General features: G+C 72.3%; 18 protein-coding genes. 2 read left to right on the forward strand and 16 right to left on the reverse strand.

The features are described 5' to 3' along the window. Positions 1-78 precede the first annotated feature (78 nt). The 5 genes from NBZ83_RS08510 to NBZ83_RS08530 form a co-directional block, all read right to left on the reverse strand. On the reverse strand, positions 79-1,899 hold the full coding sequence (locus tag NBZ83_RS08510) for a bifunctional uroporphyrinogen-III C-methyltransferase/uroporphyrinogen-III synthase (protein ID WP_261568946.1): 1,821 nt from the start codon (positions 1,897-1,899) through the stop codon (positions 79-81). A 2-nt stretch (positions 1,900-1,901) separates the two neighbouring features. Further along, entirely contained in the window at positions 1,902-3,128 is a 1,227-nt protein-coding gene (gene hemC / locus NBZ83_RS08515; RefSeq protein WP_261574691.1) for a hydroxymethylbilane synthase, read from the reverse strand. Continuing rightward, complete coding sequence (locus NBZ83_RS08520; RefSeq protein ID WP_261568948.1) at positions 3,125-4,537, reverse strand: glutamyl-tRNA reductase; 1,413 nt, start codon at positions 4,535-4,537, stop codon at positions 3,125-3,127. Before NBZ83_RS08520 ends, hemC begins: the two co-directional genes overlap by 4 nt. After that, on the reverse strand, positions 4,534-5,538 hold the full coding sequence (locus NBZ83_RS08525; protein WP_261568949.1) for a redox-sensing transcriptional repressor Rex: 1,005 nt from the start codon (positions 5,536-5,538) through the stop codon (positions 4,534-4,536). Before NBZ83_RS08525 ends, NBZ83_RS08520 begins: the two co-directional genes overlap by 4 nt. A 170-nt stretch (positions 5,539-5,708) precedes the next feature. Beyond that, positions 5,709-6,020, reverse strand: coding sequence for a glutaredoxin family protein (locus NBZ83_RS08530; RefSeq protein ID WP_261574692.1), 312 nt, complete (start codon positions 6,018-6,020; stop codon positions 5,709-5,711). 181 nt (positions 6,021-6,201) lie between these two features. On the opposite strand from NBZ83_RS08530, the gene NBZ83_RS08535 reads away from it, so the two are divergent. Both NBZ83_RS08535 and NBZ83_RS08540 read left to right on the forward strand, forming a co-directional pair. Continuing rightward, positions 6,202-7,143 carry a sigma-70 family RNA polymerase sigma factor gene (locus NBZ83_RS08535; protein WP_261574693.1) on the forward strand — a complete coding sequence of 314 codons (942 nt, stop codon included), beginning with the start codon at positions 6,202-6,204 and terminating at the stop codon, positions 7,141-7,143. A 286-nt stretch (positions 7,144-7,429) separates the two neighbouring features. Next, positions 7,430-8,311 carry an HAD family hydrolase gene (locus NBZ83_RS08540; RefSeq protein WP_261568952.1) on the forward strand — a complete coding sequence of 294 codons (882 nt, stop codon included), beginning with the start codon at positions 7,430-7,432 and terminating at the stop codon, positions 8,309-8,311. A gap of 61 nt (positions 8,312-8,372) precedes the next feature. Here the strand turns inward: NBZ83_RS08540 and NBZ83_RS08545 are convergent, their stop codons facing one another. The 11 genes from NBZ83_RS08545 to NBZ83_RS08595 all read right to left on the reverse strand — a co-directional run bounded on the left by NBZ83_RS08545 (position 8,373) and on the right by NBZ83_RS08595 (position 21,481). Beyond that, positions 8,373-9,560, reverse strand: coding sequence for a lysophospholipid acyltransferase family protein (locus tag NBZ83_RS08545; RefSeq protein WP_261568953.1), 1,188 nt, complete (start codon positions 9,558-9,560; stop codon positions 8,373-8,375). Between the two features lie 56 nt (positions 9,561-9,616). Beyond that, positions 9,617-10,657: an NAD-dependent epimerase/dehydratase family protein gene (locus NBZ83_RS08550; RefSeq protein ID WP_261574694.1), complete on the reverse strand. Its 1,041-nt coding sequence runs from the start codon at positions 10,655-10,657 to the stop codon at positions 9,617-9,619. Positions 10,658-10,805: 148 nt separating this feature from the next. Continuing rightward, positions 10,806-11,669: an SAM hydrolase/SAM-dependent halogenase family protein gene (locus tag NBZ83_RS08555; protein ID WP_261574695.1), complete on the reverse strand. Its 864-nt coding sequence runs from the start codon at positions 11,667-11,669 to the stop codon at positions 10,806-10,808. A 221-nt stretch (positions 11,670-11,890) separates the two neighbouring features. Continuing rightward, on the reverse strand, positions 11,891-11,989 hold the full coding sequence (locus NBZ83_RS08560) for a 30S ribosomal protein bS22 (RefSeq protein ID WP_003948845.1): 99 nt from the start codon (positions 11,987-11,989) through the stop codon (positions 11,891-11,893). A gap of 83 nt (positions 11,990-12,072) precedes the next feature. Next, the gene (proC, locus tag NBZ83_RS08565; protein WP_261568955.1) at positions 12,073-12,870 is read right to left on the reverse strand and encodes a pyrroline-5-carboxylate reductase; all 798 of its coding nucleotides are present in this window, start codon (positions 12,868-12,870) and stop codon (positions 12,073-12,075) included. 103 nt (positions 12,871-12,973) lie between these two features. Beyond that, positions 12,974-15,532: an acyltransferase family protein gene (locus NBZ83_RS08570; RefSeq protein ID WP_261574697.1), complete on the reverse strand. Its 2,559-nt coding sequence runs from the start codon at positions 15,530-15,532 to the stop codon at positions 12,974-12,976. Positions 15,533-16,156: 624 nt separating this feature from the next. Next, positions 16,157-16,927: a class I SAM-dependent methyltransferase gene (locus tag NBZ83_RS08575; RefSeq protein ID WP_261568957.1), complete on the reverse strand. Its 771-nt coding sequence runs from the start codon at positions 16,925-16,927 to the stop codon at positions 16,157-16,159. 31 nt (positions 16,928-16,958) lie between these two features. Continuing rightward, a complete protein-coding gene (locus NBZ83_RS08580) occupies positions 16,959-17,894 on the reverse strand; it encodes a sugar phosphate isomerase/epimerase family protein (RefSeq protein WP_264763047.1) in 936 nt (311 codons plus the stop codon). A 339-nt stretch (positions 17,895-18,233) separates the two neighbouring features. Beyond that, entirely contained in the window at positions 18,234-19,424 is a 1,191-nt protein-coding gene (locus NBZ83_RS08585) for a Ppx/GppA phosphatase family protein (protein WP_498041044.1), read from the reverse strand. 48 nt (positions 19,425-19,472) lie between these two features. Beyond that, a complete protein-coding gene (locus tag NBZ83_RS08590) occupies positions 19,473-20,153 on the reverse strand; it encodes a response regulator (RefSeq protein WP_261571242.1) in 681 nt (226 codons plus the stop codon). Further along, on the reverse strand, positions 20,150-21,481 hold the full coding sequence (locus NBZ83_RS08595; RefSeq protein ID WP_261574699.1) for a sensor histidine kinase: 1,332 nt from the start codon (positions 21,479-21,481) through the stop codon (positions 20,150-20,152). Before NBZ83_RS08595 ends, NBZ83_RS08590 begins: the two co-directional genes overlap by 4 nt. Positions 21,482-21,524: the final 43 nt, after the last annotated feature.

Below are 21,524 nucleotides of genomic sequence, written 5' to 3' on the forward strand. Positions count from 1 at the left end.
TGCTCGCGGGACAAACCACCCGACCCCGACCCACCCGGCCACGACCTTCGGAGGGGTGGGCCGTGGCCGGCCGCCGGGTTAGCGCCGCGAGCCGCGGCGTGGCTTGGGCAGGCGGGCCGCGAGCGGACCGATCTTGCCCAGCTCCTCGCGGTGCTCGGCGGCGAATTCGGCGAGCGCCCCGACCAGTGCCGGGATGGACGCCTCGGGCGCCTGCACGTCGACGCGCAGCCCGAGCTCCTGGGCAGTCGCGGCGGTGGCGGGGCCGATGACGGCGATCACCGTGGTCTCGTGCGGCTTGCCGGCGATGCCGACGAGGTTGCGCACGGTGGACGAGGAGGTGAACACGACGGCGTCGACCCTGCCTCCCTTGAGCGCCTCGCGGATGGGTGCGGGCGGCGGGGCGGCGCGGACCGTGCGGTAGGCGGTCACGTCGTCGACCTGCCAGCCGCGGTCCTTCAGGCCGGCGACCAGCGTCTCGGTGGCGATGTCGGCCCGCGGCAGCAGTACCCGGTCGAGCAGGTCGAGCGACTCGTCGTACTCCGGCCAGTCCTCCAGCAGACCCTCGCTGGACTGCTGTCCGGAGGGGATCAGGTCGGGACGGATCCCGAAGGCACGCAGGGCTTCGGCGGTGGCCTCGCCGATCGCCGCCACCTTGACTCCGGCGAAGGCCCGGGCGTCCAGGCTGCGCTCCTCAACCTTTTCCTGCACCGCGCGCACGGCGTTGACGGAGGTGAAGGCAACCCACTGGTAGCGCCCGGTGACCAGGCCGCCGATCGCACGCTCCATCGGGGCGGCGGTCCGCGGCGGCTCGACGGCGATCGTCGGCACTTCCAGCGGGCTCGCGCCGTGCGAGCGCAGCAGGTCGGACAGGATCGCAGCCTGCTCCTTGGTCCGCGGCACCAGAACCGTCCAGCCGAACAGCGCGCGAGTCTCCCACCAGGACAGCTTCGCCCGGGTGGCGACTACAGCGCCGACGGAGAGCACGACCTGGGTGATGGGCGTGGGGGCGGCGGTCAGCAACGGCGCGACGTCGGCCTCGACCCGGTCGAGGGTCGAGGTGATGGTGCGCTGGTCGGTGGTGGTGCCGTCCACGGTCACCGCGATCGGGGTGTCACCGGGGCGGCCGTGCTCCGCCAGGGCCGCCGCGACCTTGCCGACCTCGGTCGGGGCCGCGGTGACCACGAGCGTGCCGGGTGTCTGGGCGAGCGCCGCCCAGTCGATGTCGCCGGGCGAGGGAACCGGTGCGCCGAACCCGCCGAACCCACCGGGACTACCCAGGCCCAGCGGGGACCCGAAGCCGGTGCCCAGGCCGCCGCCGAGGCCGCCCCCCAGCCCGGTCATCGGACGTGTGCCGAGCCGGCCGGCGCCAAACGGCGGGCCGGTCAGCGGCCCGACGGGCTCGCCCGCGCCGAACGGCGACGGCGCCGGGAGTGTTCCCGACGAGGAGAAGACACCGGACGTGCTGGCGAAGGTGATCGGCGAGCCGGGCGCGACGCCGGCGTAGGTGGCCACCGCGGCACCGGTGAGGATCCCTGGCACCACCCGGTAGGGGATCTTGGCCTTCGCCAGTGCCTGGGCGTCGGCGGCGCCGATGCGGGTCAGCCACGGATCCGACGCGTAGAGCCGGACGACCTTGTCTCCGGCGCGGGCCCGGCTGACCACCGCGGCGGTCGCCGCCTCGGCATCGCGGACCGGCTTGGATGCCTCCAGATCCCCGATGCGTAGCACCTCGGCGGTGAGGTTCTCCACGATCTCGGGCGCGACGTCGGGGTCGGCGACGACAAGGTCGGCCGACGAGAGGGTCTCGACCGCGAGGACGGTCAGCAGGCCCGGGTCACGGGGGCCGGCACCCACGAGTGCGACCGGGGAGACAGGCTTTTTCGTGCGTCGGGTGGCCATGCTCAGCGAATTCCCATCAGCGAGTGTGCTCCGGCGGACAGCAGGTCGTCCGCGAGGCGCTGCCCGAGCGCCTCCGGGTCGACGGCGGACCCGGTCACGTCACGCCGGAGGACGGTGGTGCCATCCGGCGCGGCGACGACCGCCCGCAGGCGCAGTCGACCCGCGGGGGGCGCATCGCCGGCCGGTGTCATGGTGCCGACGGCCGCCACCGGCGCAGGCGCTGCCACTGCCAAAGCGCCGACCGGGGCGGTGCATCCGGCCTCGATCCCAGCGAGAAACGCGCGTTCCGCTCTGACCGCGACGGACGACGATGCGTCATCGAGCACAAACCGTAGCAGCTCGGCAAGGCCGCCATCGACGGGCTGACCATGATCTGACCGCGTTTGGCCACCGACCTGTCCCACATACGGACCCTGGCCCCGCCCGACGCGCTCGCCATCCCCGCCCGCGGCGGCTCCGACATCCCCGGCGGCTCCGACATCCCCGGCGGCTCCGTCCGAGGCCACCAGCGCGCGGGCCGGTCCGGCCAGCCTGAGCCCGGTCCCCCCGGCGCACTCGACCGCCAGCGCCCCCTGGCCGGGCGCCGGCAGCATGACCTCGGGTTCGAGGATCTCCGTGACGGCGTCCAGCCGGTCCAGGCGCGCCAGACCCGCATACGCCAGAACGACGGCGTCGACCTCGCCGTCGATGGCCTTCTTCAACCGGGTGTCGACGTTGCCGCGGATCGCGACCACGTCGAGTCCGAGCCCGAGCGCCCGCAGCTGGGCCGCGCGGCGCGGGGCGCCGGTCGCGACCCGGGCGCCCGGCCCGAGCGCGGCGAGTCCCCGCCCGCTGGGTGAGACGAGCACATCCCGAGTGTCCTCCCGGGTCGGGACGGCGGCCAGCACGAGGCCGGGCGGGGTGGCCGTCGGCAGGTCCTTCAACGAGTGCACGGCCAGGTCGATCTCGCCGGCCAGCAGGGCGTCGCGCAACGCGCTGACGAACACGCCGGTGCCGCCGATCTGACTGATCTCCGCGGGTGACCGGTCACCCGCGGTTATGATCGGGACGAGGTCGACCGCGCAGCCCACCCTCGCCCGCAGCTGCGCAGCGATCATCCCGGATTGGGCCAGGGCGAGCGCTGAGCGGCGTGTCCCCAGCCGTAGCCGGCGGCCCGCGAACCGGGCCAGCAACGTGGCGCCCGGGGCCGTCGAATCGGTCTCGGTGCTAGTCGGCTCCATCGCCGTCACGAACGCTCCACAAGATCAAGATCAGGCGCGGACACCACAGCGGGCACCTCGCGCGGAAGATCGAACAGTTCCCGCAGGGCCTCGGCGTAGGAATCGCCTCCGGGCGCCCCGGCCAGCTGCTGCACCCGCACGGTCGGGGCGTGCAGCAGCTTGTCGACGACGCGGCGAACCGCGCCCTCCACCAACTCCCACTCCCGATCGTCGAGCTCGGGCAGGCGGGAGTGCAACCGGGCCAGCTCGCCGTGCACGACGGCGTCGGCATGCGCACGCAGGGCGACCACGGTCGGCGCGACCCGGCCCGCGCGGCGACGGTCGAGGAACCCCGCGACCTCGGTGGAGACCAGGGCGCGGACCGCCTCGACGTCGTGCGCCACCTGGGCGCCGTCGAGCGCGATCCGCAGCGCCTCCAGGTCGAGCAGGCTCACGCCGGGCAGGGTCCGCACGCCCGGGTCGATGTCGTGCGGCAGCGCCAGATCGAGGAACACCAGCGGCCGCCCGCCGCGCCCGGGCAGCGCGGCGGCGACCAGGTCGTGCTCGACGACCAGGCCGGACGCGCCGGTCGAGGAGATCACCAGGTCGGCCATGAGGATCTCGTGCGGGAGGTCGGCCAGGCCGACGGCCCGGCAGTCGTGCATCTCGGCGACCCGGGCCGCCCGGGCCGGGGTCCGGTTGGCGACCACGATCTGCGCGGCACCGGCCCGGCGGGCGGTCTGCGCCGCCAACGAGCCGACCGCGCCGGCGCCGATGAGCAGGACGCGGGCGCCCGCCAGCGGCGGCGGCTCGACCGCGGGCGTCGGGAGCGCCGGAACACCCCCGAGCTCGCTCACGGCCCCGCCCGGTGGCGAGACCGGGACGGCCGGCGTCTCGCCGAGAATCCCGAGACTGGAGGCGGCCAGCCGGATACCCACCGCGACGATCGAGGCGCCGGCGGCGTCGATCGACGTCTCGGAGTGGGCCCGCTTACCGACCCGCAACGCCGCCTGGAACAGTCCGGACAGAGCGCTGCCCGCGACCCCGGCCGCCTGTCCGGCCCGGAAGGCGCCGCGCACCTGCCCGAGGATCTGCGACTCGCCGACGAGCATCGAGTCCAGCCCGCAGACCACCGAGAACAGGTGGCCGACCGCGCGGGCATCGTGGTGGACGTACAGATGGGCGGCCAGATCACCGAGGTCGATCCCGCAGATCCGGCTGAGCTGGTCGGAGATGTCGGCCACACCGCCGTGGAAGGTCTCAACGTCGGCGTAGATCTCGGTCCGGTTGCAGGTGGAGAGCACGACCGCCTCGGTGACGTGCGCCGCGGCGGCGAGATCGTGCAGGACCTTCGGGGCGTCGTCGCCGGACACCGATGCCTGCTCGAGCAGTGTGGTCGGGGCGGTCCGGTGGTTGAGGCCCACCACAAGCAGGCTCATGACGCTCCGCCCTCCGCCGGAACCGCCTGCACCGGCCGCGTCTGTCCGGCTTGACGAGTCACCCGCACGACCCCATCCGTCTCGGTCCTCACCCTGTCTGTTCGGGGCGTTGCCCCGTCCGTGCCCGTCGTCGCGCCCGCTGCGAGGGACGTCTCACCGGGATGCCCCGGAACCTCACCCGCCGGCGACGGCGACGGTGCCTGCTGGGCCCGGTCGGGCCCGGCGCCGCGCGGCGACGCCCCACCGGGGCCCGCCGCACTGCCGGGGCCGGCCTGCGTGGACCCGTTGGGCGGCGCCTCACGCGGCGAGGGGGGACGTTTCCGTGCCTCATGGAACGAAAGGATCTGAAGTTCCACGGCGAGGTCGACCTTACGCACGTCTACCCCTTCCGGCACCGACAGCACCGTGGGGGCGAAGTTGAGAATGCTCGTGACCCCCGCAGCGACCAGCCGGTCACACACCTGTTGCGCCGCGGCGGCCGGAGTGCAGATCACGCCGATCGTGACCGCGCATTCGGCGATGACCTGCTCCAGCTCGTCAACAGGTCGGACGATGACCGCACCGACCCGTTCGCCGACCCGGTCCGGATCCGCGTCGACCAACGCCACGATACGGAAACCACGGGCGTGGAAACCGCCGTAGCCGGCCAGAGCGTGACCGAGGTTGCCGACGCCGATGAGCACCACCGAACGGTCCTCGGTGAGGCCGAGCTTCGCGGCGATGCAGTCGAGCAGGACGTCGACCTCGTAACCGACGCCCCGCGTGCCGTAGGAGCCGAGATGCGACAGGTCCTTGCGAACCTTCGCCGGGGTGACGCCGGCGGCGGCGGCCAGGGTGTCCGAAGACACAGTGTGAACTCCACCCTCCGCCAACGTAGTCAGTACCCGGAGGTAAAGGGGTAGCCGGGCCACCGTGGCCTCCGGCACCGCGGAGCGGCCGGAAAGCGGTTCACTGCGGGCTCGTCGCCGGATCACCGCTGGGCGACGCCGGGGCTGGCTCATCCGCGGCTCCGATCTGTGGGCACGCGTCGCGGCCCGGAGCTGTGCGCCCGAATCCGTGGCCCCGCCGGCCCCCGGCACGCGGTTGCCGGCGCCACAAGTCGGCTGTCGACGGGCAGTGTACGACTTCGTGAAGGGATTCACGAAGTGCCTGGGAGAGCCCGACCTGCGGATCAGCGACCCTCGCTGGGACGCAACGACCACCGGCGTCCGGCCAGCGCCCGCCGCAGCCGATCCTCCTCTACCCGCCAGTAACCGTGCTCCCGCCCGTCGACCAGGATGACCGGCACCCGGTCGCCGTACTCGTCGGCCAATCGTGGATCGGCATCGACGTCCAACTCGCGCCATCCGGCCCGCTCCTGCTCCGCCACCCGCATGATCGCGGCCCGCGCGGTGTCGCACAGATGACAGCCCACCCGGGTGAGCAGGGTGATCCGAGCGCTCCCGCCGCCGGGCTCCGCCGGTCCCGCCCCGTCGTCGTCCATCTCCCGATGGTAAGTCGGCCGCGCAAGGCATTCCGGCGGTACGACGGTGACCCGGACCGGCACGACCACGATCGACGACTGCCACGCGTTCGTCTTGCGGCTACACTCAGCTACCTGCGCCCTCACGTGCACCGGGCCCGCCGGCCCGTCCTGTCGCGACTGCATCCTCCGGAGCCGGGCTGTGACCGACTGCACGCTCGCCGACCTCGCCGCCGGCCTCGCCGCGGTACGACGCAATCCAAACGCGTGGTCGCGTCCACCGGTCCTGCTGCTGCCCACCGGCGCGCGGATCCGCGCCACCCTGAGCCGGTTCTGGCTGGAGATCACGGTGCTGGCGGCTCCCCTGCCGGCGGTCGGGCCGGCCACCGCGGCGCCACCCCCGGCGGGCGGCACGGGCCCGGCCGCCGCGACGGCGCCCGCGCACCCGGCCGCCGTCGACACCAATGCCATCCGGAGGGGCTCCGTGGCACGCCACGGCCGGACTGCCGCCGGGGGGCTCGGGGCGGGTTCCCCCGCCCAGGACCGCGGCGCGGCCGCGCCCGACGGCCCGACGGAGTCGGAGCGGGCCGCGCTCGTCGCGCGGGCCCGCCACGGCGACAGCGAGGCCTTCGGTCTGCTCTACGACCACTACGCCGAGCTGGTGTTCCGGTACGCGTTGTACCGGCTGGGTGGCGACCCGGTGGCGGCAGAGGACATCGTCAGCGAGACGTTCCTGCGGGCGTTGCGCACCATCGGCGCGTTCCGCTGGCAGGGTCGCGACATCGGCGCATGGTTCGTCACCATCGCCCGCAACCTGCTGATCGACCAGGCCCGCTCGGCGCGGCGCCGGTTCGAGATCCCGACCGCGGACGTCCTCACGGCGGCGGACGAGCGGGTCGCCGCGCTCGTCGTGCCTGGCCCGGAGGAGTCGATCATCGCCGTGCTGACCCGCCGCGAGCTGCTGGACGCGGTCCGCCGGCTGCGCCCGGACCAGCAGGAATGCATCGCGTTGCGGTTCCTGGAGGGCCTTTCCGTCCGGGAGACGGCGCTCGCGATGGGACGCAACGAGGGCGCCGTGCGGGCGTTGCAGCTACGTGCCCTGCGCGCCCTCGCCCGCAGCCTGCCCCCGGCGGGGCCGGCCTGACCCGGCTCGCCTCCGGACCGGCAGCGCAAGGAGGATCTGCGGATCGCCTTTGGACCACGACATCTTTCTTGCCTCACCGGCACTTTTGCGCTGCCGGATCTGAGCCGCCTGCAGCCAGCGGTGGGGGTCGAGCCGTAGTCTGGCGGCGTGCCGACGAACCGAGGTGTGGAACCTGACGCACCGAGGTGGTGACGACGAGTGGGCGGTGGGCCTGTCGCCGCCCGGGCCGAGCGTCACCGTCCGGGCCGTGCCCCTCGCTCCACCGCGAACTGCATGGAGATGACTGATGAGGGTGCGACGCAGGGGTGTGGCCGAGATCAGGCAGGCGGCCGAGGCGGCCGCCATAGCCGCGTTGAAGGTCGCGGCCGAGGGGGTTCCCCGGCCCCCGCTCGACGAGTCCGCCGCCGCGTTCTTCGACGTGGACAACACGATGATGGCCGGCGCCTCGATTTTCTACTTCGCCCGCGGTCTCGCCGCGCGGGACTTCTTCGACTCCCGTGACCTCCTCCGCTTCGGTTGGCAGCACGTCACCTACCGGCTGCGCGGCCACGAGAACCCGGACGGGATGCGCGACGCCCGAGAGACGGCGCTCGCCTTCGTGGCCGGACGCTCGGTCGCCGAGATCGTCCGCTACGGCGAAGAGATCTACGACGAGCGGATGGCCGAGCAGATCTACTCCGGCGCGCACGCCCTGGCCCAGCAGCACCTGGACGCCGGCCAGCGGGTGTGGCTGGTCACCGCGACGCCGGTGGAGCTTGCCTCGGTCATCGCCCGGCGCCTCAACCTGACCGGCGCGCTCGGCACGGTCAGCGAGGTCACCGACGGCACCTACACCGGTCACCTGGTCGGCGGGCTGCTCCACGGCCAGGCCAAGGCCGAGGCGGTGCAGGCGCTCGCCGAACGGGAGGGGCTGGACCTGACCCGGTGTTGGGCCTACTCCGACTCGATCAACGATCTGCCGATGCTCTCGCTGGTCGGCCACCCGGTGGCGATCAATCCGGATCCCGACCTGAAGACGGTCGCCCGGGAGCGGGAATGGCCGATCAAGGACTTTCGCACGGCCCGAAAGGCAGTCAAGATCGGCATTCCGGCGGCGGCCGGCGCCGGCGCACTGGCCGGCGGTGTCGCCGCCGGCATGGCGCTGCGTCGCCGGGTGGTCAGCGCCTGACCGCCGCAGGGCCCGGCGCCGCGGTGCGACGCGGCGGCCGGGCGGCCACGGCGCCGTCCGATCAGAAGAACACCGACCGGCGTTGCATCAGCAGGCTGTACAGCGTGTGCTGGATGGTCTCGCGGATGCGGTCGGTGAGCTCGAAGACGAGCATCGGATCGTCCGCCGCCTCCGCCGGGTAGGAGTCGGTCGGCACCGGCTCCCCGAACTCTATGATCCACTTCGATGGGAGCGGGATCAGGCCCAGCAGGCCGAGCCACGGGAAGGTGGGCGTGATCGGCAGGTAGGGCAGGCCGAGCAGGCGGGCGAGCGACTTCGCGTTGCCGATCATCGGGTAAATCTCCTCGGCGCCGACAACCGTGCACGGGATGATCGGCACCCCGGCCCGCAACGCCGCCGAGACGAAGCCACCCCGACCGAAGCGCTGCAGCGTGTAGCGCTCGTTGAACGGCTTGCCCACCCCCTTGAAACCCTCCGGCCAGACTCCCACCAGGTGGCCCGCGGTCAGCAGCCGTTCCGCGTCTGCCTGGCAGGCCAGCGTGTTGCCGATCTTGCGGGCCAGCGGGGCGAGGAACGGCACGGCGAACACCAGGTCCGCGGCGAGCATCCGCAGATTGCGATGGGCCGGATGGTGGTCGAGGATCGCCATCGCCATCATCAGCGCGTCCACCGGCAGGGTGCCCGAGTGGTTGGCCACCACCAGCGCCCCGCCGACGTCGGGGACGTTCTCCAGCCCACGCGTCTCCACCCGGAAGTAGTCGCGATAGACGGGACGCAGCAACGGTGCGATCACGTGCTCGGTGAGGTCGGGGTCGAACCCGTGCTCGTCGACGACGTAGTCGCCGGTGATGCGCCGGCGCAGGAAGGCCAGCACACCGGCCAGCGCCGTCTCCAGATCTCCGGACTCGGCGAACCCGGACTCGGACTCGGGTGCCGGGGCGCCATGCTCCGCGCCCGAACCGGCCCGCCTGCCACCCCGGCCGTCCGCGGCTCGGACGTTCGAGGCAGTGCCGTCCTCCGCACCTGCTCCGGCGGTGCCGTTGGAGGCGGTGCCGTTGGAGGCGGTCGAGCGCGCTGGGCGGCTGGTCGGCCGCTTCGCCCGCGGCGGGCGGACGCCGTTGAGCGGGCGCACACCCTGGTCGGCCGGCCGCCGGGAAGCCGGCTCACCGCCGTCCGCCGCGGCCGCCCGCTGCTCGCTGTTCAGTGGGATGATCTGCGCGTCCCCCCGGGACTCGTCACGATTCGCCATGCGCTCCGTCTCTCCCCGCCCACCGCGACGGCCGGTCGGTCCCCCCGTCGGGCGCGTCACGGCGAGTCCATCAGCCAGCGCCGGTCCAGCGAGCCGAGCAGGCCATGCTCGATCCGGGACACCAGCTCGTGGTCGAGGGTGAACCGGAGGTCGCGATACCGGACGAAGTTGTCGAAAGTCTCCACCGTCGAGTATTGGGGCCGGTAGCCGAAGACCGTCTTCAGCCGGGCCGTGTCGACCGCCCGCCCGTGGGCAAGCAGGTCGAGCTGCTCGGCGGAGAAGTCGACCAGACGCAGCCGGCGAGCCACCCCCCCGAGCGCCCCGATCGCCGGGAAGGGCACCGGGAGGAAGGGGCGGCCCGCCCGACGGATCGCCTGGGAGAGCAGCAGCACCCCGTCCCCGGCGACGTTGAACGTGCCCGCGTGCTCGTCGCGGGTCGCGCGCAGGAGCACCGCGAGGGCGTCGTCGGAGTGCAGGAGTTGGATGCGCGGGTCGAAACCGAGCACTGTCGGCACCACCGGCAGATCCAGATAGCGGGCCAGTGGGCTGTCTGCCTGCGGGCCGAGAATGTTGGTAAAGCGCAGCACGGTGACCGCGATATCGGGACGGCGCCGGCTGAACCCGCGGACGTAGCCCTCGACCTCGACGGCGTCCTTCGCGTACCCGCCGGTGGGCAGGGCGCGCGGCTCGGTGTCCTCGGTGAACAGCGCCGGGTCCCGCGGCGAGGAACCGTAGATCGACGTCGTCGACTTCACGACCAGTCTGGTCACGCTTCTCGCCTTCTGACAGGCGGCGAGCAGCTGCATCGTGCCGATCACGTTGATCTCCTTCATCGCGGCCCGACCGCCCGCCCCCAGCGGGGTCGCGATGACGTTGAGATGCAGCACCGTGTCGATCTCCGCGGTGGAGATGACCTTGGCGATCAGCGGATGCCGGATGTCGGCTCGGACGAACCGGGTCCGGCCGAGATCCGCGTCGGGCGCCGCCGTGTCGACACCGACCACGGCCTCGATCTCAGGATCCGCGGCGAGGGCCGTCGCCACCTGGGCGCCCAGCGGCCGCGCGACACCGGTAACCAGCACCCGGCGTGGTCTCATGGCAGTCTCCCCGCAACGCCCGCAGGTGTCCCTCCGGCGCCGGGGACGATGCACGCGACCCCGCCGCGGTCATCGTACGCCCACTCCTCCCACTCTCACTGCGCAGCGTGAACTCAGCCGGCGTGTCGACTACAGAGTGTGATTACCGTCAGAGGGGAAGCGGCAGATCCTGAACGATGCGGAACGCCGAGGGCTCCCGGGGAAGCTGCGCGATCACGACCGCGTCCTGGCGGCGCAACCGCAGCGCGTCCGAGGCCCGGCCACAGTTCACTGCGATCATCACGCGACGCAGGGCATCCTCACACACGGTGACCCCACCCCGGGGCACCTCGCCGTACGTCTGCGTGAAGGTCAGCCGCATGAGCCGGTTGCCGGCCCGGACCTCGACCGGATCGCCGAGCAGGATCCCGGCGGCCTCCAGGTCGATGCGGGTCATGTTGAGCGAGAGGTTGCCGAAATGGTCGATGGACACGACCTCACCGTGGACGTGGTCGTCGTCGACGCTGCACGCGCGCGGCCGGAACCGGGTGAGCGAGTCGGGGTCGAGCCGCGGGCCGACGTCTGTCAGGTCCAGGCCCGCCGCGAGCCGCGCCGCCACCGGCGCGTAGACATCCCGCCCGCGAAACACCGCCGTGGGCAGCGGCAGCCAGAGCTCCCGGTTGGCGATCTCGTAGACGTCCGCGATGCCGCCGAGGGCCTCCCAGGCCAGGGAAGCCACTCCGTTGTCCGGGCACACGAACACGGAACGGTCGGCGGTGCGAACCGCGACCCCGCGGGTGTAACCGTCCGCGTCGAGGCGTTCGACGACGACGAGATGGATCCCCGCCGGCAGGTAACCGACCGCCCCGGCCAGGGTGATCGCCGCGTGCCCCACGTCCTGGGGTGCGATCGAATGGCAGACGTCGAGCACTCGCGTGGACGGGGCGTGCCGCGCGATGACGCCGTGGCACACCCCGACACAGGCGTCGTCGACGCCGTAGTCGGACAGGAAGTTGATCCACGAGCCCGCCATGCCGTCCCCCTGCCTGCGGACCGGCCGCGCTGCCGCCCCAGCGGAGTCAGCCTGCCACAGAGTCATGGCTTAAGCACGCAGAGCAACACGGCGGGGCTCCTGTTGGCACGGGAGCCGCGCGCCACGCGCGGGTAGGAACACTGGGAAGACGCCGATGACGGAGAACGTGGGCCCAACCGACCATCCGCCGGCGCGTCCCCCGCACCGAACCGGCCGGGAACCTACTTCTTGTTGCGACGCTGAACGCGGGTGCGCTTCAGCAGCTTGCGATGCTTCTTCTTGGCCATCCGCTTGCGACGCTTCTTGATGACTGAGCCCACGTACCCGACCGATCTATGTTGAGGAAGTTACCGGGCGAGCCTACCCGCCGCGGAGGCCAACCACGTCGAGCCCGGTGTCCCAGCTACGAACGGCCCAGTTCCCGGGAGCGGTCACTAGCGGCCTCCAACGCGTCCATCAGCGCCGCGCGCACCCCCCGCCGGTCCATCTCCCGCAACGCCGCGACGGTGGTTCCCGCGGGCGAGGTGACCGCCTCCCGCAGCAGGGCGGGATGCTCGCCGCTCTCCCGCAGCATCAGGGCCGAGCCCAGCGCCGTCTGGATGATGAGTTCCGTGGCCAGCGGACGCGGCAGGCCGAGCAACACACCCGCCTCGACCATCGCGTCGACCAGATAGAAGAAGTACGCCGGCCCGCTGCCGGAGAGCGCCGTGACCGCGTCGAGCTGGGACTCCGCGACCCGGGTGACCCGCCCGACCGGGGCGAGCAGCGCCTGCGCGGCGGCGAGGTGCTCCTCCCCCGCGTTGCGGCCGGCGCATATCGCCGACATCGCCTCCCCGACGAGCAGCGGGGTGTTCGTCATGACCCGGATGACCGGCGGCGATGACGGCAGCCGCTCCTCGATCGCCGCCGTGGTCACTCCGGCCGCGAGCGACACGACCAGCGCGCCGGCGGAGACCTCCGGGGCGATCTCGGTCAGCAGTGCGCCGACGTCCTGCGGCTTGACCACGATGAGCAGCACATCGGCCTTCGCCGCGGCGACCACCGGAGGGTGGACCTCGACGCCGTGGCGGGCGGCGATCTCGGCGGCCCGGCCCGCGTCCCGTTCGGCCACGACGACGTCCCCGGCCGAATGCCCGGAACCCAACAGGCCAGACAGCACGGCTCCGCCCAGCCGTCCCGCCCCCATGACCGCAACGATCATGACCGTCCTTCCCTTCCGTCCGCTTCGCCCCCGCGGCCTGGAGGGTACGGCCCGATCGGACGATCCGGGGAACGCGGGTCGTCCCGGACCTGGAAGGTGCAGATCAGTGACCGTCGCCCGGCACACCGCCATACCCGGTCCAACGGTCATACCCGCCTTGGCCGCCGCCCTCGTCACCCTGCTGACGACCGCCGGTCGCGCCGTGTCCGGGACCGGCGTCCGCGGCTGGAGGCCGGCCAGCACCACCCGTCCCGCGGTCGTAACCACTGCCCTCGGCGTGGCCGCCCTGGTCCGGCCCGGGCCAACGGCGGGTAAGCGGATCGCCGGTCGGATGGGAGTCGAATGACTGCGTCCAGGACCGGCCGCCCGCACCGACTCCCGGCTCCCACTCGTAGTTCGGCTCTCCAAGGTAGGCATGGTCCACGTAGGCGGGCCCGACTGGCGGCGGGGTCGGGCCGGTCAGCGGGTCACGGCTCGGTCCCCTGTAGCCACCGCGACCGCTGTCGTCATCGGAACCGCGGTAACTGCCGGAATCGAGGTGAGAGCGAAAATCGCTGCGACCACCGGGACCGACATAACCATGCGGATCGGAAAAATCGCGCGGACCGGCATAGTCGCGCGGACCGGCGTAATCACCGGAAGCACGGTGACCCACCTGATCGGGATAGTCAGCCTGAGGGGAGTGGTCAGCCGGGCCGGTGCGGGCAGCGGGACCGGTAGCGCCGCCCGCAGCGGTGCGCGGCGGCCAGGTCCGGTCTGCGGGCGCGGCAGCATGGCCGGCGCGAGGGCGCGCGTACCCCTCGTCGATCCAGACGTCGGCGCTGTCGTCGGGACCCTGCCCGGCGAAGTCCGGCCGGTCCCCCGCGTGCGGGCCGGCGCCCCGGTCGTAGGAGCCGGGTGGCTGCTGGCTGCCCCAGCCCCGGCCGGCACGACGCTCCTGACCGGTGCCGGCCCAGCCCGGGGCGGTCCGCGAGCCGCTCCCGTGAGTGTTGACGTCAGCGCCGTCCCAGCCGTCGTATTCGTCCGGATGGTAGCCGTGCGAACGGTAGGCGTCCGGGCTCCCGGCCGGCTGCGGGTCCTGCCGGCCGTCCGCCGCCGGCTGGCCGCGGCTCGGGCGGTCGCTGCCGTATCCCGCATCGGCGTACCCCGGATCCGCGTACCCCGGATCCGCGTATCCGGGATCGGCGTGCGGGGCGTCGACGACGGCGTGATCCGCGTACCGGTCGGCGCCGCGTCGGCTTCCGCCGTCGCGACGGTGACCGGTGGCGCGGCCGGCCATCCCCGGCAGCTCCAACCAGGCGGTGTCCTCGCCGCGCCCGACCTGCTCGAGCCGCCCGACTTCCTCGAGCTGCCCGACTTCCTCGGGCCGCCCAGGCTCCTCGGGCGCGGGACGGGCCTCGGGGACCTTCACCGGCGCGGGTCCACGGGGGGTGTCCGCCCACTTGGGCCGGGCCCGCTGCGCGGGCTTCTCGACGAACCGGTTCGAGAAGTAGGCGATGAACGTGCTGGCGGCGGCGGCACACACCACCGACGGCCACAGCCCGATCCGGGGCACGAGCTGACCGTTCGCCGCGGAGATGACCGGGTAGTGCCACAGATAGATGCTGAAGGTGATCTTGCCGAGGAAGGCCATCCGCGGGCTGCCGAGCAGGCGGACCCAGGCGGTGTCGCGGCGCAGGTCGGCGCTGAGGATGACGATCGCGCCGAGCAACGCGCTCGGGATGTACGCGGCATGGTCAAGCCAGTTGACGTTGTGGGTGTCCTTGTTCGGCCCGAGGAAGGCGAAGAAGACCAGCCCGACCCCGGCGACGAGGCCGAGGCCGGCGATGCGCCGCCCCGCCGTCCAGCGCGCTACGGCGGCCGAGGTGACCGGCATGACCTTGCTTCCCGGCTGCAGGGAGTGCCGGCGGCGTCGTCCGCCCCTGGCCGGACCGGTGACCGGCTCCTGCGCTGCCAGGGTCCGCAGTCGGGCGTCGCGCCAGACAGCCAGGAGGCAGCCGATCAGCAGCGGAGCGACGTGCGTGTCAAGCGCCAGGTACACCCGCGAGTGCGGCGCGCCGCCGCTGGCGATGGTAAACGTCCAGATCGCGACGACCACGATCATCGCGAGCAGGATTTTGGTCAGATGCGGCCATAGCCGCTTGGATCGGGTGACGAGCAGGAACATTGCTGGCCACAGCAGGTAGAACTGCTCCTCCAACGACAGCGACCAGACGTGGGCCAGCCAGCGACCGCCTGCCGCCGGGTGCTCCACCTTGTACCAGTTGTTGACCTCGAAGAACGCGGACACCGCGCTGCCGATGTAGTCGTTGCGGAAGGGGACGTCATGCCATTTGAACGCCACCGTGACGGCGAGCCCGACCAGCAGGTAGACCCACATTGCAGGCATGAGCCGATATGCACGCCGGACCAGGAATCGACCCAGGGAGACCGTCCCCGTCCGGCTGCGCTCAGCCAGCAGCAGGGCGGTGATAAGAAATCCGCTGAGGACGAAGAAGACGTCGACCGCCACGTTGCTGGCATGGATGGCGCCCATGTGGCCGGCGAGGATGATGTAGATGCAGACGACCCGCAGCCCGTCGAGGGCCGGGTTGTAGACGAACTTCGCGGCAGCGTCCGCGGACGAGGCTCCGGCCGACCAGGCCGGTGCGGACGATCGCACCGGCGGCTGTGCGCGCGGCGGGTCGCCGCCGGGATGCGCCCTGCCGCGCCCGCGTCGGCCGCCGGCCCCCACATCGCGCGCAGGTGGGTCCGAGGCGTGCGGGTCCCCCATTCGGGGGCCCCCCGTACTCGGCTTTCCCGTACCCGGGTCCCCGGTGTCTAGATCCATTGCCCCGGTGTCCGCCTGCCAGGAGACCGGCGGGCCGGCGACCGTCGCCCGGGAGTCCGCCGTTCCAGCTCGTTCCGGACCACGCCGCATGATGACCGTCGCCTCCTCTAGCGGAACGCCGGCGGTCGGCGTCCGACTCAGGGGTGACGTGTGGCGCCGGGACGGGCCGGACGCGGTGCTGCGGATCGTGCACCGATCCGCTCGTCCAGCCCGGACCAGCACCCGGTATCCACAACACTGCGCTTCGCCAACAAAGTACGACACACCCCCGCGAACGCCCGCAAGACTAACGGACTAGTAAATCTCCCTCTAGTCGGGTACTCCACGATGAAAACGACATCACAAGCAAACCACCCACAGTGCACGATTAATTACCTAGACGACTGCCAGGGCGACGAGGCGTCACCGGCCGGCCCGGCAATACGGACCGGCCTGGCGCGACCGGCCGCGAGCGGCTCAGCCCTCAGGCATCCGCGCAATCACCAGCAGGGTACGAAAGGGCTCGACGACGACACCGTCGGGAAAGGCCCGCAGCATGGTCCGACGCTCGGCGTCGAGAAAGTCATCGAGACGATCACCGATTGCCGCGACGTACGACTTGGAGCGCAGCCAGGTCAGGTAGTCGTCAATTCCGATGCGCCGTTGCCACCGCCCGGTGAGGGTGACCACCTCGCTGAAGTGCCCGGTCCAGCGCAGCTCGTCGGCGAACGGGCGGGAGCGGTATTCCCGCCGATAGCCGGGGCTCATCCGTTCCAGCCGTTCCTGCTGGCGCTGCCACCAGCGGAACTGCGCCGCGTCGACGTCGTTCCACCAGACGGCGACGGCGCCGCCGGGACGCAGTACCCGCACGGCCTCCGCCGCGGCGACCGGCACGTCCACCCAGTGCCAGGCCTGCGCATAGCAGACCAGGTCGGCAACCCCAGCCCGCAGCGGCAGCGCCTCCCCGTCGCCGCGCACGGCGGGCAGTCCGGGGCTGCGGTCAAGCAACTGGGCGAGCATGCTGGGACCGGGTTCCACCGCGACGACACGCGCGCCGCGCGCACGCAGAAGCCGGGTGGCGATGCCGGTACCCGCGCCCACGTCGATGACATCGGTCCCCGCCAGCGGGCGGCCCAGAATCCTTTCGATGTCGCCGAAGACATGCTCGGGATAGCTCGGCCTGGCGGCGGCATAGGCATCGGCCAGCGGGTCGAACAACGAGCCGGTCGGGGTCCGTCCTCGGGACATGCCCTTATGGTGGCGACTAACCGCCGACGTGTCAGCCGTAGGTGTGGTGAAGTCCGGCGGCGGACGGCGCGGCGAAGTGAAGCCGGGTGAACGCGAGCGCCTCGGCGAGGTCGGCCTCCCGTTGGACGCGCGACTCGGCGCGCCGCGTGTTGATTTCGACGACGATCGTGCCGTCGAAACCCCCGGCGGCCAGCAGTTCCAGTAGTTCGGCGCACGGCTGCGTGCCGCGACCGGGGACGAGGTGCTCGTCCTTGGCCGACCCGACGCCGTCGGCCATGTGCACATGGACCAGCCGTTCCCCGAGGACGCCGGCCATCGCGACCGGGTCCGAGCGCGACACGCTGGTGTGCGACAGGTCGAGGGTGACGTGGGCGTAGTCGTCGTCGACCGGGGACCAGTCCGGCGCGTAGGCGGAAACCTCCCGGCCGCGGGCCCGCAGCGGGAACATGTTCTCGACCGCGAACCGCACGTCGGTCTCCCCGGCCATCCGCTCGATGCCCGTCACGAACTCCCGGGCGTAGTCACGCTGCCAGCGGAACGGCGGGTGGACGACGACCGTCGGGGCGCCGAGCGTCTCGGCGACGGCACGAGCCCGCACCAGCTTCGCCCACGGGTCGGTGCCCCAGACCCGCTGGGTGAGCAGCAGGCACGGTGCGTGGATCGCCAGAATCGGGATGCCGTGGTAATCGACCAGCCGGCGCAGCGCCTCAGGGTCCTGGCTGACCGGATCCGTCCAGACCATGATCTCGACACCGTCGTAGCCCAGCCGCGCGGCCATCTCGAAGGCGGACGCCGTGGACTCCGGGTAGGTCGAGGCGGTGGACAGTGCTACCCGGGCGCTGGGCGGAACGGGGACGAGGGCGGGGGCGCCGCGCGGGAGGACGACTGCCGATCGGGGGGCCCGGGCGGCCTCGGGTGCGGCCGCGACGGGGGCGGCTCGCTCCGGCGGCACCCGGGCGGGTGCCATCGCGACCGGCGGCACCGGCCACGCATCCTCACGCGACGCCTGCAAACCAACTCCCTGCCGTACGGACCGGGAACCGGCCAGCTCGGCCGTTCCCCTCATCCAGGCTAGGCCATCGTCGCGAACCCGCTCGCTCCGATGCCCGCCGGACGAGGGTGCGTAGCCCCACATCGCACGCGACAACGGCAACATCCCGTTATCGTTGCGCTACAACGCTCTCTCTGCAACCGGACATTTACCTCTATGTTCTGCACCAACGGCCTCCCCCGGCCGGGCTACCTTGCCTATCTCCAGGAATGAAAGGAAGCCCGACGCGGACAGTGCCGGACGCCGGCAGGAGACTCAGGCCGAGGTGAGCCAGTCGAGACGGCGCAGGATGATGCCCTCCCGCAGCGCCCAGGGGCAGATCTCCACCTCGTCGATGCTGAACAGGTCGAGCGCCTCGGCGGCGACGACGGCGCCGGCGACGAGCTGCCCCGCCCGCGACGCCGAGACCCCCGGCAGCCCGGCCCGTTCCTCGACCGGCATCCGGGACAGCCTCGCCACGACCTCGGCGAGATCCTCGCGGCGCAGCACCCGGCGGGTGTACGGCCCGCGGCTGTAGGGCTCGGCGCCGGCGATACGCGCCAGCGAGCGGAACGTCTTCGACGTGGCCACCGCCCGGGTGTGCTCGCCCAGGTGGTAGATCGTGCCGACAACCGGCGCGATCTGCGCCCGCACGTAGCGCCGCAGCTCGGCGAACTCGGCTCGCTTGGGCGGGTCGTTGTCGGCCAGCCAGTCCCGGCTGAGCCGGCTCGCGCCCAGCGGCAGCGAGGCGACGACCTCCGGGTCCTCGTGCATGCCGGCGCCGATCTCCAGGGAGCCGCCGCCGATGTCCAGGGCCAACAGCCGCCCGGCACTCCAGCCGAACCAGCGCCGCACAGCCAGGAAGGTGAGCCTGGCCTCCTCCTCGCCCGGCAGGACGCGGATCGCGATCCCGGTCGCGCCCTTGACCCGATCCAGCACCTGCTCGCCGTTGGTCGCGTCGCGCAGCGCCGAGGTGGCGAAGGCGGTGAGGTCGTTCACCCCGAGGGCGTCCGCCTGCTGGCGCATGTCCAGCACGCAGGCGGTCAGATCCCGCTCGCCGTCGGGCCCGAGCGATCCGTCGGCGTCGAGCAGCTCGACGAGCCGCAGCGGAACCCGCACGCTGGCCGCCGGCTGCGGCTGCCCACCCCGATGGGCGTCGACGACCAGCAGATGGACGGTGTTCGACCCGATGTCGATCACGCCGAGCCGCATCGGACCGGGATGGGGACCCGCCCGCACGGGGCTCACGCTGACCGCGGGTCGCACGGGCACGGACGGCGCAGAGCCGACGACCACCGCGACGGCCGCACCGACCGGCCCGACCTCCGCCGCGTCCCGGGCCTCCGTGGCATCCCTGCCTCCAGCGGAACTGCCGTCCTGCACGGAGTCGTCCCGGCCCGCCGCGGCGTGCTCGGCCCGAGAGGTCGTACGGCTGGCGCCGAGCGGGAACCACCCCGTCGGACGCACGCCACCGAGCACCTGAACACCGCCCCCCTCCGGCCGCGACCTACCTGATCACGGCTCGAACTTGTAACCCAGGCCCCGCACGGTCACCAGGTGCCGCGGATTCCCGGGTTCGTGCTCAATCTTCGTCCGCAGCCTCTTGACGTGTACGTCCAGGGTCTTGGTGTCACCCACGTAGTCCGAGCCCCATACACGGTCGATCAACTGACCCCGCGTGAGTACCCGCCCGGCGTTGCGGAGGAACATCTCAAGCAGTTCGAACTCCTTGAGCGGCAGGGTGACCGCGCCGCCGTCGACCGTGACGACGTGCCGTTCGACGTCCATCCGGACCGGTCCGGCCTCCAGAGTGACCTCCGCGGCCTCCTCCGTCTCCGAGCGGCGGCGCAGCACGGCCCGAATCCGGGCCACAAGCTCACGGGCCGAGAACGGCTTGGTGACGTAGTCGTCCGCGCCGAGCTCCAGGCCGAGTACCTTGTCGATCTCGCTGTCCCGCGCGGTCAACATGATGATCGGCACGCTGGACCGGCTCCGCAACGTGCGGCACACCTCGGTGCCAGACAGGCCGGGAAGCATCAGGTCGAGCAGGACGAGATCGGCGCCGCGCCGGTCGAACTCGGCGAGCGCGCTGGGGCCGTCGACGACGACCCCCACCTCGAAGCCCTCCCGCTCCAGCATGAAGGACAACGCATCGGAGAAGGACTCCTCGTCCTCGACCACGAGCAGCCGGGTCACCTTTTCGCTCCCCCTGTCGCATCGGACGGTCCGGCCGACCCGAACCGTTTCCTGTTCTCGGCGGAGCGGCGTGTTCCCCCGCCGGAACTACCGCCGTCCGCGCCCCCCGAGCCGACACCACCGGCAACGTCGGTGCCGCCAGGATGACCACTCGGCGCACCGTCGGCGTCGGAGGCCTCGGGTCCGGTCCTCGCCGGAGTGCGGCGCTCCCCGAAGGTGAACGACTGCAGCGCACCGGTGAACAGCGGCAGCCGCAGAGTGAACGTGGAGCCCGTGCCCTCCGCGCTCCACACGGTCACCGACCCGCCATGATTGGTGGCGATGTGCTTGACGATCGCGAGGCCGAGCCCCGTCCCGCCCGTCGCCCGGGAGCGAGCCGGGTCCGCGCGGTAGAACCGCTCGAAGACCCGCTCGAGGTCCTTCTCCGCGATCCCGATGCCCTCGTCGGCGACCGAGATCTCGACGGTCGTCCCACTGCGGCGTACGCCGAGCACCACTCGGGTCCCGTGCGGCGAGTAACTGATCGCGTTGTCCAGGAGGTTCGCCACCGCGGTGACGAGCTGGTTCTCGTCGCCGAGCACCCGCAGCTCGCCGTCGCCGATCACCGCGATGGAGATTTCCTGTGCCTGGGCTACGAGCCGGGTGCGGTCGACCGCCTCGGCGAGCAGCGTGGCCGTCGGCAGCGGCCGCAGATCGGGCAGCGGCTCGGCGCCCTGCAGCCGGGACAGATCGATGATTTCCTGCACCAGCCTGGCGAGCCGCGCCGACTCGTGGGTCATCCGGGAGGCGAACCGGCGCACGGCCACCGGGTCCTCGCTGGCCGCGGCGACCGCCTCGGCGAGGACGTGCAGGGCACCGACCGGGGTCTTGAGCTCATGGCTGACGTTGGCGACGAAGTCCCGGCGCACCGCCTCGACGCGGCGCGACTCCGTGATGTCATCCAGGACGACGGCGACATGACCGGACGAGTCCAGCAGGCGGGCCCGGGCGCGGACGGCAACGCCCTCCTGGTCGGGCCGGGGCCGGGTCAGCGGCGGCTCGGGCACCGGCGGCAGGTCGATCTGGCGCTCCCGGTCTCTGCCCGCCCCGCGGGTCGCCCGCACCAGCTCGGCCAGTTCCGCCACCGCGAGCTCGTCGGAGTCGACCACGCCCATCCGCCTCGCGACCGTGTTGACCAGGACAACCCGGTCGGTGGAATCGAGGACCATCAGACCTGTCGGCAGACCGGAGATGACCCGACGGACCAGCTTCGCGGGCAGCATCGATCCGCCGTACGCGCCCCCGTCCGGGCCGGTTGGCGCAGCGCTGCTGCCGGGTACCACCGTCATCGTCCATCCATCGTCTCGGGCCACTCGGTGGGCGGTGGGCGGG

It is taken from the genome of Frankia gtarii (assembly GCF_025403375.1).
In the GTDB taxonomy this organism is placed as follows: Bacteria; Actinomycetota; Actinomycetes; order Frankiales; family Frankiaceae; genus Frankia; species Frankia gtarii.

Excerpts from the sequence above, each read along its gene's own strand:
- NBZ83_RS08510 (WP_261568946.1), bottom strand. The coding sequence starts at position 1,899 with ATGGCCACCCGACGCACGAAAAAGCCTGTCTCCCCGGTCGCACTCGTG.
- NBZ83_RS08520 (WP_261568948.1), bottom strand. The coding sequence starts at position 4,537 with ATGAGCCTGCTTGTGGTGGGCCTCAACCACCGGACCGCCCCGACCACA.
- NBZ83_RS08525 (WP_261568949.1), bottom strand. The coding sequence starts at position 5,538 with ATGAGCCAGCCCCGGCGTCGCCCAGCGGTGATCCGGCGACGAGCCCGC.
- NBZ83_RS08530 (WP_261574692.1), bottom strand. The coding sequence starts at position 6,020 with ATGGACGACGACGGGGCGGGACCGGCGGAGCCCGGCGGCGGGAGCGCT.
- NBZ83_RS08540 (WP_261568952.1), top strand. The coding sequence starts at position 7,430 with ATGAGGGTGCGACGCAGGGGTGTGGCCGAGATCAGGCAGGCGGCCGAG.
- NBZ83_RS08545 (WP_261568953.1), bottom strand. The coding sequence starts at position 9,560 with ATGGCGAATCGTGACGAGTCCCGGGGGGACGCGCAGATCATCCCACTG.
- NBZ83_RS08550 (WP_261574694.1), bottom strand. The coding sequence starts at position 10,657 with ATGAGACCACGCCGGGTGCTGGTTACCGGTGTCGCGCGGCCGCTGGGC.
- NBZ83_RS08555 (WP_261574695.1), bottom strand. The coding sequence starts at position 11,669 with ATGGCGGGCTCGTGGATCAACTTCCTGTCCGACTACGGCGTCGACGAC.
- proC (WP_261568955.1), bottom strand. The coding sequence starts at position 12,870 with ATGATCGTTGCGGTCATGGGGGCGGGACGGCTGGGCGGAGCCGTGCTG.
- NBZ83_RS08575 (WP_261568957.1), bottom strand. The coding sequence starts at position 16,927 with ATGTCCCGAGGACGGACCCCGACCGGCTCGTTGTTCGACCCGCTGGCC.
- NBZ83_RS08580 (WP_264763047.1), bottom strand. The coding sequence starts at position 17,894 with ATGGCACCCGCCCGGGTGCCGCCGGAGCGAGCCGCCCCCGTCGCGGCC.
- NBZ83_RS08595 (WP_261574699.1), bottom strand. The coding sequence starts at position 21,481 with ATGACGGTGGTACCCGGCAGCAGCGCTGCGCCAACCGGCCCGGACGGG.